Here is a 16,485-nt window from a genome sequence, read left to right as displayed (position 1 = left end):
ATGCTTTTATCAAATTCATTTATTCCGATATTAAAAAATAATCCTTCTGAAGCAAAAATTAAATCTCATCAATTAATGTTGAGAGTTGGCATGATAAAACAAGCTTCAGCAGGAATATACTCATGGTTACCTTTAGGTTTCAAGGTAATGAAAAAAATAGAACAAATTGTTAGAGAAGAACAAAATAAGATTGGAGCTCAAGAAATATTAATGCCAACAATTCAATCTAGTGAGATATGGAAAGAAAGTGGTCGATATGATGATTATGGTGAGGAGATGCTTAGAATAACTGATCGTCAAAATAGAGAAATGCTTTATGGACCTACCAATGAAGAGCAAGTTACAGAAATTTTTAGATCTTCAATTAAATCTTATAAATCATTACCCCAACTTATGTACCACATACAATGGAAATTTAGAGACGAAATAAGACCTAGATTTGGAATAATGAGAGGAAGAGAGTTTTATATGAAAGATGCTTATTCATTTGATGTATCAGACCAGGAAGCATTTTTTTCTTACAATAAATTTTTTCTTTCATATTTAAAAACTTTTAAAAGATTAGATTTAACTGCAATACCTATGGCTGCTGACACAGGTCCAATTGGAGGAAATTTGTCTCATGAATTTATTATCTTAGCAGACACAGGAGAAAGTAAAATTTTTACTGATAAAAGAATTTTTGACTTAAACAGTGATGATACTCAATTAGAAAAATCTTCATTAGAAGAAATGAGAAAAAAATATGAGCAATTTTATGCTGTGACTGATGAAAAGTTTAACAAAGATGAATTTGAAAAAATAGTTTCTAAGGAAAATCAATTAATCACAAAAGGTATTGAGGTAGGCCACATATTTTATTTTGGTGACAAATATTCAAAACCTATGAATGCATCAGTAGACTTACCAGGTGGAAAAAAAGATTTTGTTAAAATGGGTTCTTATGGAATTGGTGTATCAAGGTTAGTAGGGGCCATAATAGAAGCAAAATATGATGAAAAAAATGAAATCATGAAATGGCCATTGTCTGTTGCTCCATATGATATTGCTTTGATACCGATGATAAATAAAAACGATAATTCAGCACTAGATAAGGCAAATAATATTAATAATGAGTTATTAAAAAATAATATTGATGCAATTATTGATGACACAGATGAAAATTTTTCATCTAAAATTAAAAAAATGAATTTGATTGGGGCTCCATACCAAATTATCATTGGTAAGAAGAGTGAGGGTGATTTACTAGAGTTCAAAGAAACAGGTGGTGAAACTCAAAACTTACCTTTAAGCAAAATTATAGAAATTATAAATAAACAAAAAAATTCAATTTGATTTCTACTTTAGAAAAGAAAATTACTTTTAGATTTTTAAAAGCTAGAAAAAAAGATGGCTTTTTAAATGTCATTTCAATATTTTCCTTCATTGGAATAAGTCTAGGTGTTGCGGTTCTTATTATTGTTATGTCAGTAATGAATGGATTTAGAACTGAATTAATCAATAAAATTGTAGGATTTAATTCACACTTAACTGTTAAACCTTATTCAAATTCAATAGATGAAACTAAAATAAATAATAAGCTAAAGTCAATCTCTAAGAATATTATTTTTAGTAATTCAGGAGAGGCAATTATCCTTAAAAACAATAATACCAAAGGAATAGTGTTACGAGGCTATAAACAAAATGATCTTTTAAATTTAGAAGTATTAACAAATAAAAAATTTAAAGGCGACTTAAACCTATTTGATGAAAATTTTATATCAATTGGAAGCGAACTAAGTTTTTCTCTAAATCTTGAAATAGGAGATGAATTAACTCTAATGTCACCATCCGGTGTTCAAACAATAATTGGCGGTATGCCAAAACAAAAAACTTTTATTGTTAATTCAATTTTTAATAGTGGTTTAGCAGAATTTGATAACAATATTGCATTTATTGAACTTAATGTTTTAGAAGAGTTCTTTGGATATGATCGCAATGAAAGAAACTTAGAAATTTATCTGAAAAATCCAAATAATATTGATTCCCAAAAATTAATAGTAAAACAAGTTTTTGATGATGAGTTTGTTTTTAGTTGGGCAGATATGAATAGTTCATTATTTTCAGCTCTAAAAGTTGAACGGAATGTTATGTTTATTATTTTGTCATTAATAATAATTGTTGCTGCATTTAATATTATTTCAGGATTAACTATTTTAGTAAAAAACAAAACGAGGGATATTGCTATCTTAAAATCAATTGGAGTATTAAATAAATCAATAATTAAAATATTTTTTTTAGTTGGAGTAATAATAGGTACTTCTGCAACAATTTTTGGTATTTTTATAGGTGTAACTTTTTCTATCTATATTGAAAATTTTAGACAATTTTTAAGCTCAGTTTTCAATATAAGTTTATTTCCTGAAGAAATATATTTTTTAAGCAAGATGCCTTCTGAGATCAATCCGACATCAATTATTCTAATTTCAGTTTGCTCAATAATTATAACTATTTTAGTATCAATTTTTCCAGCTTTTAAAGCGGCTAGATTAGATCCAATTAAATCTTTAAAATATGAGTGAGTATTTAGAATTAAAAAGTGTATCTAAAACCTTTGAGACTGAAAAAAAGATTAAAGTCTTAAAAGGTTTGTCACAAAATTTTGAAAAAGGTAAAATTTATTCAATTATGGGCCCTTCTGGCTCAGGTAAATCAACTTTGTTAAATTTAATTTCTTTAATAGACAGACCTTCATCAGGTCAAATTATGTTTAATCAAAATCAAATTAATTTTAATGACACAGAAGGAAATGATATTTTTAGATCAAAAAAAATTGGTATTGTTTATCAACAAAACAATCTTCTTTCTGATTTTACTGCCATCGAAAATATTTATTTAGCATCACTTGCTAACAATAATGACAAAGAATTAGCAATTACAAAGGCTAAAAAATTATTAAAAAAAATTGGTCTTTCAAATAGATCAAAACACTTTCCTTCACAACTTTCAGGTGGTGAGGCTCAAAGAGTAGCTATAGCAAGAGCTATCGTAAATGATCCTGAAATAATCTTGGCAGATGAGCCAACAGGAAGTTTAGATATGAATACAGCAAAAGAAGTTTTTAAACTTTTATATAATCAAAAAAAACCAGATAGATTAATAATATTTGCAACTCACAATAGATTTTTTGCTAATAAGGCAGATTGCCTATTGGAGATGAGAGATGGTATTATAAAATCATCAAATGTCTGAGTCATTAAATCAAAACTTTAATCATTTAAAAGTCCATACACAATATTCTATATGTGAAGGCGCAGCCAAGATTGATGATTTACAAGAATATTGCAAATCAAACAAAATTAAATCTTTAGGAATAAGTGACACTTCTAATTTATGTGGAGCTTTAGAATTTGCAGAAAAAATTTCTAAATCAGGAACACAGCCAATTATTGGTACTCAAATTAATTTTAAACTAAATGATACAACTGGATTGTTACCTTTATTTGCCTTGAATGAAATAGGTTATAAAAACATTATTGAATTGTCCTCGAATTCATATTTAGAAAATGATGAATTAAGTGACCCTCATGTAAATTTTGATGAATTATTAAAAAATTCTGATGGTGTTTCAGTTTTTTCAGGTACAGTTTTAGGTCTTTTTGGAAAATTATTTGATAAAGGAAAATTTATAGAAATAAACGAAATTTATTCAAAAATTAAAGAAGTTTTTGGAGATAGGTTTTATTTAGAAATTCAACGACACAACGACACTAATGAAAATGGGTTTGAAAAATTTAATCTAAAAAAGTCTATAGAACTAGAGATACCAATAATTGCTACTAATGAAGTTTTTTATTTATCAAAAGATATGCATGAAGCACATGATGCTTTGATTTGTATTGGTAACAAAACCTATATTAATGAAAAAAATAGATTAAAATTAAGCGATCAACATTATTTAAAAACTAACTCTGAAATGACAGAGTTATTTGCTGATATACCAGAGGCATTAGAAAACAATTATAACTTTCCTTTAAGATGTAATTTTAGACCATTATTCTCTAATCCTATATTGCCAAACATTAGTACTGATAAAGATGGTAATGCAGATGATCTTTTAACTAAATATTCTTTAGAAGGACTGCGAGATAAATTTTTAAAAGTTTTTAATGTTAAAGATAGCGAACTTGAAAATGATAAAAATTTTCTCCTTTATAAAGAAAGACTAGATCATGAACTTTCAATAATTATTAAAATGAAATATTCAAGTTATTTTTTAATTGTATCTGATTATATAAAATGGGCTAAAGAAAATGATATACCAGTTGGTCCTGGTAGAGGTTCAGGTGCTGGATCATTGGTTGCTTGGTGTATATCAATTACTGATGTTGACCCAATTAAGTTTAATTTAATTTTTGAGAGATTTTTAAATCCAGACCGAATTTCTATGCCTGATTTTGATATAGATTTTTGTGAGGATAAAAGAGACCTTGTTTTCGAATATTTAACAAAAAAATACAAAGATAGTGTAGCTCACATAATTACTTTTGGTAAACTTAAAGCAAGGATGGTGATCAGAGATGTTGGTAGAGTTATGGGATTACCTTATGGGTTTATTGACAGCATATCAAAAATGATACCTTTTGATCCTTCTAGACCTCAAAACTTAACCCAATGTATAGCTGGAGAGCCAAGATTACAAAAGCTAATTAATGAAGATACTAGAGTAAAAAAATTAACAGAGTTATCATTAAAATTAGAAGGTCTTAATAGAAACGTTGCTACTCATGCAGCAGGAGTTGTGATTGCAGATAAAAAATTAACAGAAGTGGTTCCTTTATATAAAGATACTTCTGCAGATTTACTTTTACCTTCAACACAATTTGATATGTATTCAGCTGAAAATGCTGGTTTAATTAAATTTGATTTTTTAGGGTTAAAGACATTAACGGTAATAAATAACACTCAAAAATTAATTAGAAAAAAAGATAAAAAATTTAATATTGAAGAAATAGATTTTGATGATCAGAAAGTTTTTGATCTATTATCATCTGGTAAAACAGTAGGCTTATTTCAAATTGAAAGTGCTGGAATGAGAGAAGCTTTGCTTCACATGAAGCCGAATCATATTGAAGATATTATTGCACTGGTAGCATTATATAGACCAGGTCCAATGAGCAACATACCAACCTATAACGACTGTAAACATGGAAAGCAAAAACCTGATTACTTACACCCATTATTGGAAGATATTTTAAAACCCACATATGGTGTAATTATTTATCAAGAGCAAGTAATGCAGATTGCTCAAAAACTCTCAGGATTTACCGCGGGTCAAGCCGATCTTTTAAGAAGAGCAATGGGTAAAAAGAAGAGAGCAGAACTAGAGAAACAAAAACAAGGTTTTATTGCTGGAGCAGTTAAAAACGGCATTGCTAAAGATGTTGCAGCTGGAATATTTTTAAAAATCGAACCTTTTGCAGAATATGGTTTTAACAAAAGTCATGCTGCAGCTTATGCAATAATTTCTTATCAAACTGCATATTTAAAAACTTATTATCCTAAAGAATTTATTGCCGCATCAATGACTATGGATATTTCTAATCAAAATAAATTAAGTGAGTTTTATGAAGAATTAAAAAGACTTAATGTTGAAACAATTAGACCTGATATTAATGAATGTTTTGCTGATTTCAGAACTATTGATGGAAGATTTTATTATGCCTTAGGTGGGATTAAAGCTGTAGGTTATGAGGCAATTTCTAACATTGTCAAAGAGAGAGAGTTAAATGGAAAATTTGAATCTATAAATGACTTCATAAATAGAGTTAATCCAAAAGATATTAATAAATTACAATTAGAAGGATTAGTAAAAGCAGGAGCATTTGATAATTTAAACTCAAATAGACAAGCAATCTTTAACTCCATACCTAATTTAATTTTAAAAAATAAAAATATTTCTGAAAATAAAATAGCAAATCAAATAGATTTATTTTCTGATAATATTGAAACAGAGGAGGATATTGTAGCTAAAACAGACGATTGGAAATTTGAAGAGAGATTATCAAAAGAATTTGAAGCAGTCGGTTTTTTTATATCCGATCACCCATTAAATCAATTTACAGAAATTTTTGAAGATTATAAAATTAATGATTATGCAAAATTCATATCAGATGATAATTCAGAAAATGTTAATGTAGCCGCAACATTACTTAAAGTTCAAGAGAGAAAAACTGCTAAAGGAAATGCTTATGCTGTTTTAAAGTTAACAGATTTAAATAGTGTATTTGAAATATTTATTTTTTCAGATTTATTGGAATTAAATAGAGAAATTTTAAAAGAAGGTAACTCATTGATTTTAACATTGATTAAGAATGTTTCTAACGATGAGAACCGTTTTAAAAGAATTAATGTTCAAAAAATTGCCTCTTTAAAAGATTTATTTAATAGTCCAATTAATGAAATTTCATTTAATGTTAAAAAAATGGAGCAAATTCAAAAGATTTCAAAATTTTTAAACCAAGAAGGCAAAACCCAAGTAAAATTCAATCTCTCAACAGAAAATCAAATTTTAAATTTTAAATTAAAAAAACCAATGAATCTTGATAGAAAATCTTTAAATCTTTTAAGAAAACAGCAAATTCAAGCTGAAATTAGTTAAATAAAACTTGTCAATTTTAACAAATATTTGTAAATAACCATTAAATTAAATTAACACGCACACAGTTGTTGGTTTTATACCTCCGGTCCTTAATTGGAAATTACTGTGGTGGCTTAACCGGGAATAAATATGAAAATACCTAACGTTACAATTCAACAATTATTAGAAGCAGGTGTTCATCTAGGACACAAAACCTTGAGATGGAATCCAAAAATGAAGAAATACATTTTTGGAAAAAGAGATTCAATTCATATTATAGATTTAACACAAACACTTGAGTTAACTAAAGTAGCTCTAGAAAAGGTCTATAATACAATAGCAAATAACGGAAAAATTTTATTTGTTTCAACTAAAAAACAAGCATCAGAAGCTATTGCAGAAGTTGCTAAAGAAACAGATCAGTATTTTGTTAATTATAGATGGTTGGGTGGAATGCTAACTAATTGGGGAACAATATCTAATTCAATTAAAAAACTAAAAAAATTAGAAATTGATTTAGCTGCTGAAAACAGAGGTTTTACTAAAAAAGAACTTCTTAAGATGAGTGTGAAAAAAGATAAATTACAAAGATCTTTAGGAGGTATAGCTGAAATGAAAAAAGTTCCTGAATTAGTTTTTGTAATTGATACAAACTATGAGTCTTTAGCAATTGCTGAGTCTTCTAAATTAGGTATTCCTATAATTGCTATTTTAGATAGTAATTCTAATCCTGATCATATTGATTACCCAATTCCAGGAAATGATGACGCAAGAAGAGCAATAGATCTTTATTGTAACTTAATTAAAGAAACAATTAATAATGCAAAAAGTTCAATCCAATCATCTGAGCCTAAGCAAGAAAAAGCAAAGGAAAGTAATGATGATAGCAAAAATAAAACTATTCAAGAAATTGATAGAGAAAAATTAGAAAAAAAATTCTCAAACGAAGATAAAGGAAAGTTAAATTAAAATGAGTGATATAGAAAAAGTAAAAAAACTAAGAGAAGCGACAGGTGCTGGATTTAAAGATTGTAATTTAGCAATTAAAGAATCTGGTGGAGATTTAGATAAAGCAATTGAAATTCTTAGAGTTAAAGGAATATCTAAAGCTTCAAAAAAAATGTCTAGAGATGCTAAAGAGGGTGTTGTTGTAGTTTCAGGTGATCATAACAAAACTTCTGTGATAGAAGTAAATTGTGAAACTGACTTTGTTGCAAAAAATGATGACTTTATAAGCTTTGTTAAAGAATTAAGTGAATTAAACAATCAACACAACTCTAATCAAGATGAATTAAAAAAAGCAATGATGAAAAATGGGCAAAGTGTAGATGATAATTTGGTAGCGCTAATTGCTAAAATTGGTGAAAAAATTACAATTGGAAAATCAAAAACTATTGAAAATAAAAGTGGAGTAAATAACCATTACCTACACACAGTTGTAAAAGATAATGTAGCAAAATTAGCAGTATTAGTATCTCTTGATACAAGTGATAAATCAGATACAGTTAAATCATTTGGTAAACAACTTTCTATGCATATTGCAGCTTCAAATCCATTAGCATTAGAATCAAATTTAATAGATCAGTCAGTAATTGATAAAGAACAGGAGTTAGTTGCTGAGGAATTGAAGAACTCAGGTAAACCTGAGGAAATAGCTAAAAAAATAAGCTTAGGTAAAATGAATAAATTTAAGGAAGAAAATGCACTTTTAACTCAAGCTTGGGTAATGGAACCAAAGAAAAAAGTTCAAGATATAGTTAAAGAACTATCTGTGGCTGATTTAAAAATTAAGGAATTCTTTAGAATAAAAATAGGAGAATAAATGTTTGATGAAAAAGCTTATGGTGTAAAAATGGATAAAGCCATAGATGTATTTTCTAAAGAATTATCATCCTTAAGAACAGGTAGAGCTAATGCTGCAATGCTAGATCTAGTCAAAGTTGATGTATACGGTCAACAAATGCCAATCAATCAAATTGGGAGTATAACAACTCCTGAACCAAGAATGATAAATATTCAAGTGTGGGATGCTAATAATGTACCTCTTTTAGATGCTGCAATAAAAAAATCTGATTTAGGTCTTAATCCACAAATAGATGGTCAATTAATTAGACTTCCTATACCAGAATTAAATGAGGAAAGAAGAAATGAATTAAAAAAAATAATTAAATCAATTGGTGAAAAATGCAAAGTTTCTATAAGAAATATTAGGCGAGAGGCAAATGAAGACCTAAAAAAGTTATTAAAATCTAAAGAAATTGGTGAAGATGATGAAAAATCTAAAGAAAAATTAATTCAAACAATTACTGACGAACATATCAAATTAGTGGACGAAAAAGTTTCTTCAAAAGAAAAAGAAATAATGACAATATGAACCTATTAAATCACGTGGCCATAATAATGGATGGCAATGGACGATGGGGTTTAAAAAACAAAAATTCTAGAAATAAAGGTCATAAAGCAGGACTAGTTACAGTTGAAAAAATAATTAAAGAAACGATTAGAAATAATATTAAATTTCTAACATTATATACATTTTCAACTGAAAATTGGAAAAGGCCACAAGATGAAATCAAATATTTATTTGAACTAATGGAAAGTTTTTTGTCATCAAAACTATTAAGTATACATGAACAAAACATAAAATTAAAATTTATAGGTTACAAAAATTTTTCAAAAAAATTAAATAATTTATTAAATAGAGCAGAAAAACTGACATCAAAAAATACAAGATTACAAATTAATATTGCACTTAATTATGGATCAAAATTTGAAATTTTAAATGTTTGCAGAAAATTTAGAAAAAGTAATAAAAAAATAAATTTAACAAATTTTACTAATTTCTTATTAACTAAAAATATACCAGATCCAGATTTATTAATTAGAACAGGTGATACAAAAAGATTAAGTAATTTTTTGCTATGGCAAATAGCATATTCAGAAATTTTCTTTGAAAAAAAACTTTGGCCTGATTTTAATGAAAAAGATTATAAAAAAATAATAAACAAATTTAGATCTATAAAGAGGAATTTTGGTCAAATTTAATGAAAAATGAATTCTTACTAAGATTAATTAGTTCCATATTAATACTTCCCTTAGTTTTTTATATCATTATCTCTGGATCAACTCTTTTTAACATATTTATCATTTTATGTTATTTAATTGCTTCTTTCGAATGGTACAAAATGAATATTGGTAACCAATATAAATATTATGGTGCATTTTTTCTTATATGTTCATTTTATAGCATTTATAGTTTAAGAAATAATATTTACAGTGAATATGGTTTTATTTTATTCGTTTTAATTATTTGTATAGCCACTGATTTAGGTGGATATTTTTTTGGAAAATTATTTAAAGGACCAAAGTTAACAAAAATTAGTCCAAATAAAACTTATTCAGGTGTTGTAGGGAGTTATTTTTTTTCAATAGTTTTTGTTTATGTTTTAGCAAAAACTAATATTTTGGGTATTACAAGCAATAATTCTTTGGTTACAATCGTTTTATTTATTTTGTTAATCTCATCTGTCAGCCAGATAGGAGATATAACTGTTTCTTATTTTAAAAGAAAAGCTAAAATCAAGGACACAGGAAAAATTGTACCTGGTCATGGTGGACTTTTAGACAGAATAGATGGAATGATTTTTGCATTTCCCATTTCTTATTTAATGTATTTATTTGAAATTATTAAATTATGAAAATTGCAATTTTAGGTTCCACTGGTTCGATTGGCAATACTCTTTTAAAAATAATAAAAAAAAATGAATCTAAAATAAAAGTAGTTCTTTTAACAGCTCATAAAAATCATAAAAAATTACTTCATAATGCAAAAAAATTTAACGTCAAAAATTTAATTATAACGAATCCTAAGAGCTTCAAAATATTAAAAGAAAAAACAAAAACTTTAAAAATAAATGTTTATAATGATTATGAAAATTTGGATAAAATTTTTAACAAAAAAATAGATTATACTATGAGCTCAATTATTGGATTGAGCGGACTTGAACCAACACTCAAAATAATTAAACATACAAAAAAAATAGCAATTGCTAATAAAGAGTCGATTATATGTGGATGGAATTTAATAAGCAAAGAGCTCCGTAAATTTAAAACAAAATTTATACCAGTTGACTCTGAGCATTTCTCAATTTGGTATGGTTTAATAAATAATAATGTGAAAAAAATTTTGAGAATTTATTTAACTGCCTCTGGTGGATCAGTTAGAAAAATCCCTATAAATAAAATTAATGGTCTCAAAATTAAACAATTTTTGAAACATCCAAATTGGCAAATGGGAAAGAAAATAACAATTGATTCAGCAACTATGATGAATAAATTATTTGAAGTTATAGAAGCTAGAAACATATTTAATATAGGTTACGAAAATATAAAAATAATAGTACACCCTTCTTCATATGTGCATGCAATTTTAGAATATAACGATGGTTTAATTAAAATTATTGCGCATGATACAACTATGGAAATTCCAATCTTTAATTCTATTTTTAATAATAAAAATATAAAATTTAATTCAAATAAAATAAACTTTAATTTATTGAATAATTTAAATTTTACTGATTTAGATTTGAAAAGGTATCCTGCTATTAAACTTTTAAAAAAAATACCAAAAAAATTTTCTTTATTTGATACAATTTTAGTCTCAGCTAATGACTATCTTGTTGAACTTTTCTTGAATAAAAAAATTTTATTTTACGAAATATATTATTTCATTAATTATATAATTAATCTTAAAGAGTTACAAAAATTTAAAAGGATTAAGCCTAGTAGTACTGAAGATATAATGCGTTTAAACAAATATGTTCATTTAAAACTTAAAGAAAAATGTGTATAAGAAGCGAAATGTATAAAATTAACTTTAAAAACTATATAAATATCTTTCTAATTTATTTTATTTTTACAAGCGTATCGTTTGGTAAAACTTTAAATAAGATAGAAATTATAGGCAATGATAGAATTGCTGATGAAACTATATTAATGTTTTCATCAATTTCTGAGGGTCAAAAAATTGAAAACTTAGATTTAAATAAAATCATTAAAGATTTATATGACACAAATTACTTTAAATTAATTAACACTAAATTAGATGATGATGTTTTAACGATTAATGTTGAAGAAAACCCAATTATTGGAAATATAAATTATGATGGGATAAAGGCGCAAAAGATAATAGATGTTATAAAGGAGAACATTAAACTAAAAAGAAGATCCTCTTATACAAAATTTTTATTAAAAGAAGATAAAGAAATAATTTTAGATACCTTAAAGAGACAAGGTTATTATTTTTCAAAGGTTAATACTTTTATAGAAGATAAGGGTAATAATATAATTGATATTCGATATAACATTGAAATTGGTGAAAAAGCAAAAATAAAAAAAATTACATTTACTGGAGACAAAATATATAAAAATTCTCAATTAAAAAGAATTATCGTAAGTGAAGAATACAAACCATGGAAATTTATATCTGGTAAAAAATATCTTAATGAAGATCTAATTAAATTAGATAATAGACTTTTAAAAAATTTTTATTTAAACAATGGTTTTTATAGTGCAAGTGTTAACTCTTCTTTTGCTAAGTTATTATCTAAAAATGAATTTGAATTAGTTTTTAATATTAAACCAGGTGAAATATTCTATTTTAATGATTTAGATTTAAAATTGCCTATTGATTTTAAAAAAGAAAATTTTAATAAAATTTATAAATTATTTTCTAAACTTAAGGGTAAACCTTATTCAATAAACATAATAGAAAATATAATAGAAGAATTAGACGATGTATCTATAAGAGAACAATTTCAATCAACAAAAGCATCAGTTGTAGAAAATATTGATGGAAATAAAATCAATTTAGACTTTATTATTGAAGAAACAGAAAAGTTAATTGTTGAAAAAATAAATATTTTTGGAAATTTTGTAACTAATGAAAATGTAATTAGAAATCAATTTGAATTAGATGAGGGTGACCCATTTAATGAAATTTTATTAAATAAAACATCTAATAATCTAAAAAGTTTAAATTTTTTTAAAAATGTAAATACAAGTGTTAATGAAGGTAGTACAAAAAACTCAAAAATTATAGATATTGAGGTTAAAGAAAAACCAACCGGAGAGATAACTGCAGGTGCTGGTTTTGGAACATCTGGTGGTTCTATAGGATTTGGTGTTACCGAAAACAATTATTTGGGTAAAGGCATAAGACTTGATGCTAATATAACATTAAGGGAAGATTCTGTTAAAGGACTTTTTTCAGTGAATAATCCAAATTTTAAAAATTCAGATAAATCTCTTTATACAACAATACAATCAAGTGAATTAAATAAATTATCTGATTTTGGGTATAAATCAAATAAGACGGGTTTTAAATTTGGGACAAAATTTGAGTATTTAAAAAATCTTGAACTAGGTCTAGGAATAAACTCATTTTATGAAAAAATTGAAACAGACTCAACTGCATCTGCTAGGCAAAAAAAACAGGAAGGAGATTATTTTGATAATCATCTTAGTGTAAATTTTGATTATGATAAAAGAAATCAAAAATTTAAAACCTCAGAAGGGATCAAATCATTTATTGGATTTGAAACACCTTTGATAAGTGAAACAAACACTTTTTCAAATACTTTTATTTTTGATAATTATAATAAACTGTTTTCTTCAAATATTATAAAATCCTCATTTTATTTTAAAAGCTCAAATTCATTAACAGGAGATGATATTAAATTATCAGAGCGAATAAATTTACCTTCAAATCGTTTAAGAGGTTTTGAATACGGGAGGGTTGGACCAAAAGATGGTAATGATTTTATCGGTGGTAATTTTGTTTCTTCATTAAATTTTTCATCTACAATTCCACAAATTCTTGAAAATGTTGAAACTACTGATGTTTTAGTATTTATGGATATTGGCAACGTGTGGGGAGTTGATTATGACTCATCTTTAGACAATAATGATGATATTAGAAGTTCTATTGGAATTGGATTAGATTGGTTTAGTGTGGTCGGCCCTATGAATTTTACTTTGTCACAGCCAATTAGTAAAAATTCTAGTGATGTTACTGAGACATTTAGATTTAATTTAGGCACAACCTTTTAATGCATTTCAAAAAATTTTTTTTAATTTTTTTTTTTATTTCAACAAATTCTTTATCAAGTGAAAATGTTGCTTATATAGATATTGATTTTATTTTAAACAATTCATTAGAAGGAAAATTAATTATAAAACAATTAAATGAATTAAATGACAAAAATTTAAGTAATTTACAAAATAAAGAAAAACAACTTGAAAATGAAAAAAAAGAGATCAATAACGAACAGAATATTCTTTCAAACGACGAATTAAATAAAAAAATAAAAGATTTCCAAAATAAAATAAAACTTTTTCAAAAAGAAAAGGACTTAATGGTAAAAAATATAAATCAAATAAAAAAGGAAAAAATTAACAATTTTATAAGTAAAATTTCACCAATAATTGAAAAATTTATGAAGGAAAAATCTATCTCGTTACTAATTGATAAAAAAAGTGTATTTATAGCAGACCCAAAATATGACATAACAAAAAATATTTTAATTATAATTGATGAAAAATTAAAAAATGAATAATCTTAATAAAGAACAAATCCGCAATTTATTACCACATAGAGAACCTATGCTTTTAATTGATGAATTGTATGATATTAAAAAATTATTATCTGCAACTGCAGTTGTGAACGTCAAGAAAGATAGTTTTTTTGTTCAAGGACATTTTCCTGATCAGCCAGTAATGCCCGGTGTCCTTATTGTAGAGTCTTTTGGTCAAGCTGCAGCCGCCCTTACAGCTCATGGATTGGATAAATCAACTTATGAAAATAAGTTAGTTTTTTTAATGGGTGTTGAAAAAGCACGTTTTAGAAACCCAGTCATACCTGATTGTAAACTTATCCTAAAAATTGAAGCTATAAGATCTCATGGAAGAGTTTGGAAATATAAAGGTGAAGCTTTTGTTAATGAGACCAAAATGGCAGATGCAATTTGGTCAGCTACAATTGTAGATAAGAAATAAATAGCAATAATTTTTGATAAGTTTTTTTACCTCGCTTTGTTAAAAGCAGAAATGTCATTTCCTTTTTTTAAAAACAATGGTCCATTTAAAGTTTCTAAGATTTTGAATAACTTAAATTTACAAAATAATAGATTAGACTTAAATTTTGAAATTAATGATATTAAAGATTTATATAACTCTAATAATTCTGATATCAGTTTTCTTCATTCAAAAAAATATAGAGAAATTGCTAATAAAACAAAAGCATCTTTTTGCATCACAACAGAGTCTTTAAAAAGTGAACTCCCAACCTCTTGTATTCCTCTAATTGTTGAAAATGTATTGTTGTCAGTATCAAAGATAACCTCAATGTTTTACCCTGATGCAGTGAATGATGATTTTGATAATAGTGCAATTGATATTAATGAAACTGATTTTAATGATAAAGTAATTTATGGTAAAAATGTTTTAATTGGAAAAAATGTATCAATAGGTAAAAATTGTAATATAGGTCATAACACAATAATTGAAAAAAATGTTTCAATTGGAGATAATTGCACAATAGGTTCAAATACAATAATAAGAAATTCACTCATAAGTAATAATGTAAAAATTCTTGATAACTGTGTAGTTGGAAAGCATGGTTTTGGTTTTTTTCCTAATAAAATTAAGAATTTAAGATATCCACATATTGGAGTTGTAATTATTGAAGAAAATTGTGAAATTGGATGTGGGTCTACTATAGATAGAGGCTCGATGTCAAATACAGTTATTGGTAAAAACACGTATTTAGATAACCAAATACACATAGCTCATAATGTTAAAATAGGCGAAAACTCTATCATTGCTGGACAGGTAGGTATTGCTGGCAGTTCAATCATTGGTTCAAATGTAAGAATAGGTGGTCAAGCAGGAATCTCAGGACATATTAGAGTTGGTAATAATGTTGAAATTGGAGGTGGCTCAGGTGTAATAAAAAATATTCCAGATAATACAAAAGTAATGGGTTATCCAGCAAAAAATATTAGAGAATTTTTAAGAGATAAAAAATGATCCACAAAACAGCTATTATTGATACAAATGCTAAAATTTCTCAAAATGTAACAATTGGACCTTATTCTGTTATTGGCTCAAATGTAGAAATAGGAAATGGAACAGTTATTCAGTCCCACGTAAATATAACAGGTAATACTAAGATTGGTGCTAATAATAAAATTTATCCATTTGTTTCTATAGGAAATGATCCACAAGATTTAAAATTTAAGGGTGAAGAAACTTCATTAGAGATAGGTGATAATAATAAAATAAGAGAATACGTTACTATAAATCCAGGTACAGAAAGTGGTGGAGGTAAAACTAAAGTAGGTAATAATTGTCTGTTTATGGTGTCTTCTCATATTGCTCATGATTGTATTGTTGGTGATAATGTTATTTTAGCAAACAATGTTCCGTTAGGTGGCCATGCTCATGTTGATGATAATGCCATAATTGGTGGCAATTCAGCTGTACAACAATTTACTAGAGTTGGTAAATTTGCAATGATAGGTGGGATGTGTGGTGTAGTAAGAGATGTCATACCGTATAGTATAGCACATGGAAATAGAAGTATATTGCAAGGATTAAATCTTATTGGTTTAAGAAGAAATAATATACCAAATAAAGAAATATTATCTCTTAGTGAAGCTTATAAAATAATATTTAAGAATGAGAATTTAACAGAGAATTTAAGTAATTTATCAAACGATTTAAGAAAAAATGAATTAGTTTCCGAAGTAGTTAATTTTATAGAAAAAGACAAGAAAAGACCAATTTGCACTCCCTTTTCAAAATAA

General features: G+C 26.2%; 15 protein-coding genes. All 15 read left to right on the top strand.

The features are described from left to right. Window positions 1-1,335, top strand: coding sequence for a proline--tRNA ligase (proS, locus tag ACTTAS_RS03285; RefSeq protein WP_440678321.1), 1,335 nt, complete (start codon window positions 1-3; stop codon window positions 1,333-1,335). Then, entirely contained in the window at window positions 1,332-2,561 is a 1,230-nt protein-coding gene (locus ACTTAS_RS03280) for a lipoprotein-releasing ABC transporter permease subunit (RefSeq protein WP_440678320.1), read from the top strand. Before proS ends, ACTTAS_RS03280 begins: the two co-directional genes overlap by 4 nt. After that, a complete protein-coding gene (locus tag ACTTAS_RS03275) occupies window positions 2,554-3,231 on the top strand; it encodes an ABC transporter ATP-binding protein (protein ID WP_440678319.1) in 678 nt (225 codons plus the stop codon). The genes ACTTAS_RS03280 and ACTTAS_RS03275 overlap by 8 nt, the downstream gene beginning before the upstream one ends. Then, a complete protein-coding gene (dnaE, locus tag ACTTAS_RS03270; RefSeq protein WP_440678318.1) occupies window positions 3,224-6,640 on the top strand; it encodes a DNA polymerase III subunit alpha in 3,417 nt (1,138 codons plus the stop codon). Before ACTTAS_RS03275 ends, dnaE begins: the two co-directional genes overlap by 8 nt. A gap of 129 nt (window positions 6,641-6,769) precedes the next feature. After that, entirely contained in the window at window positions 6,770-7,588 is an 819-nt protein-coding gene (gene rpsB, locus ACTTAS_RS03265; RefSeq protein WP_440678317.1) for a 30S ribosomal protein S2, read from the top strand. 1 nt (window position 7,589) lies between these two features. After that, on the top strand, window positions 7,590-8,441 hold the full coding sequence (gene tsf, locus ACTTAS_RS03260) for a translation elongation factor Ts (RefSeq protein ID WP_440678316.1): 852 nt from the start codon (window positions 7,590-7,592) through the stop codon (window positions 8,439-8,441). Continuing rightward, window positions 8,442-8,993, top strand: a complete 552-nt coding sequence (frr, locus tag ACTTAS_RS03255; protein ID WP_440678315.1) for a ribosome recycling factor — start codon at window positions 8,442-8,444, stop codon at window positions 8,991-8,993. Further along, a complete protein-coding gene (uppS, locus tag ACTTAS_RS03250; RefSeq protein WP_440678314.1) occupies window positions 8,990-9,664 on the top strand; it encodes a polyprenyl diphosphate synthase in 675 nt (224 codons plus the stop codon). The genes frr and uppS overlap by 4 nt, the downstream gene beginning before the upstream one ends. Window positions 9,665-9,804: 140 nt before the next feature. Next, entirely contained in the window at window positions 9,805-10,317 is a 513-nt protein-coding gene (locus ACTTAS_RS03245) for a phosphatidate cytidylyltransferase (RefSeq protein ID WP_440678313.1), read from the top strand. Further along, window positions 10,314-11,471 (top strand): 1-deoxy-D-xylulose-5-phosphate reductoisomerase, encoded by a 1,158-nt coding sequence (locus tag ACTTAS_RS03240; protein ID WP_440678312.1) that lies wholly within the window; start codon window positions 10,314-10,316, stop codon window positions 11,469-11,471. Before ACTTAS_RS03245 ends, ACTTAS_RS03240 begins: the two co-directional genes overlap by 4 nt. An 8-nt stretch (window positions 11,472-11,479) precedes the next feature. Then, window positions 11,480-13,729 carry an outer membrane protein assembly factor BamA gene (bamA, locus tag ACTTAS_RS03235; protein ID WP_440678311.1) on the top strand — a complete coding sequence of 750 codons (2,250 nt, stop codon included), beginning with the start codon at window positions 11,480-11,482 and terminating at the stop codon, window positions 13,727-13,729. Next, entirely contained in the window at window positions 13,729-14,235 is a 507-nt protein-coding gene (locus ACTTAS_RS03230) for an OmpH family outer membrane protein (protein WP_440678310.1), read from the top strand. Before bamA ends, ACTTAS_RS03230 begins: the two co-directional genes overlap by 1 nt. Continuing rightward, a complete protein-coding gene (gene fabZ / locus ACTTAS_RS03225) occupies window positions 14,228-14,674 on the top strand; it encodes a 3-hydroxyacyl-ACP dehydratase FabZ (protein ID WP_440678309.1) in 447 nt (148 codons plus the stop codon). Before ACTTAS_RS03230 ends, fabZ begins: the two co-directional genes overlap by 8 nt. 51 nt (window positions 14,675-14,725) lie before the next feature. Next, window positions 14,726-15,706 (top strand): UDP-3-O-(3-hydroxymyristoyl)glucosamine N-acyltransferase, encoded by a 981-nt coding sequence (lpxD, locus tag ACTTAS_RS03220; RefSeq protein ID WP_440678308.1) that lies wholly within the window; start codon window positions 14,726-14,728, stop codon window positions 15,704-15,706. After that, the gene (lpxA, locus tag ACTTAS_RS03215) at window positions 15,703-16,485 is read left to right on the top strand and encodes an acyl-ACP--UDP-N-acetylglucosamine O-acyltransferase (protein WP_440678307.1); all 783 of its coding nucleotides are present in this window, start codon (window positions 15,703-15,705) and stop codon (window positions 16,483-16,485) included. Before lpxD ends, lpxA begins: the two co-directional genes overlap by 4 nt.

Source organism: Candidatus Pelagibacter sp. HIMB1611, assembly GCF_052047715.1.
Taxonomy (GTDB): Bacteria; Pseudomonadota; Alphaproteobacteria; order Pelagibacterales; family Pelagibacteraceae; genus Pelagibacter.
This window is presented reverse-complemented; position numbering and strand designations above follow the sequence as displayed.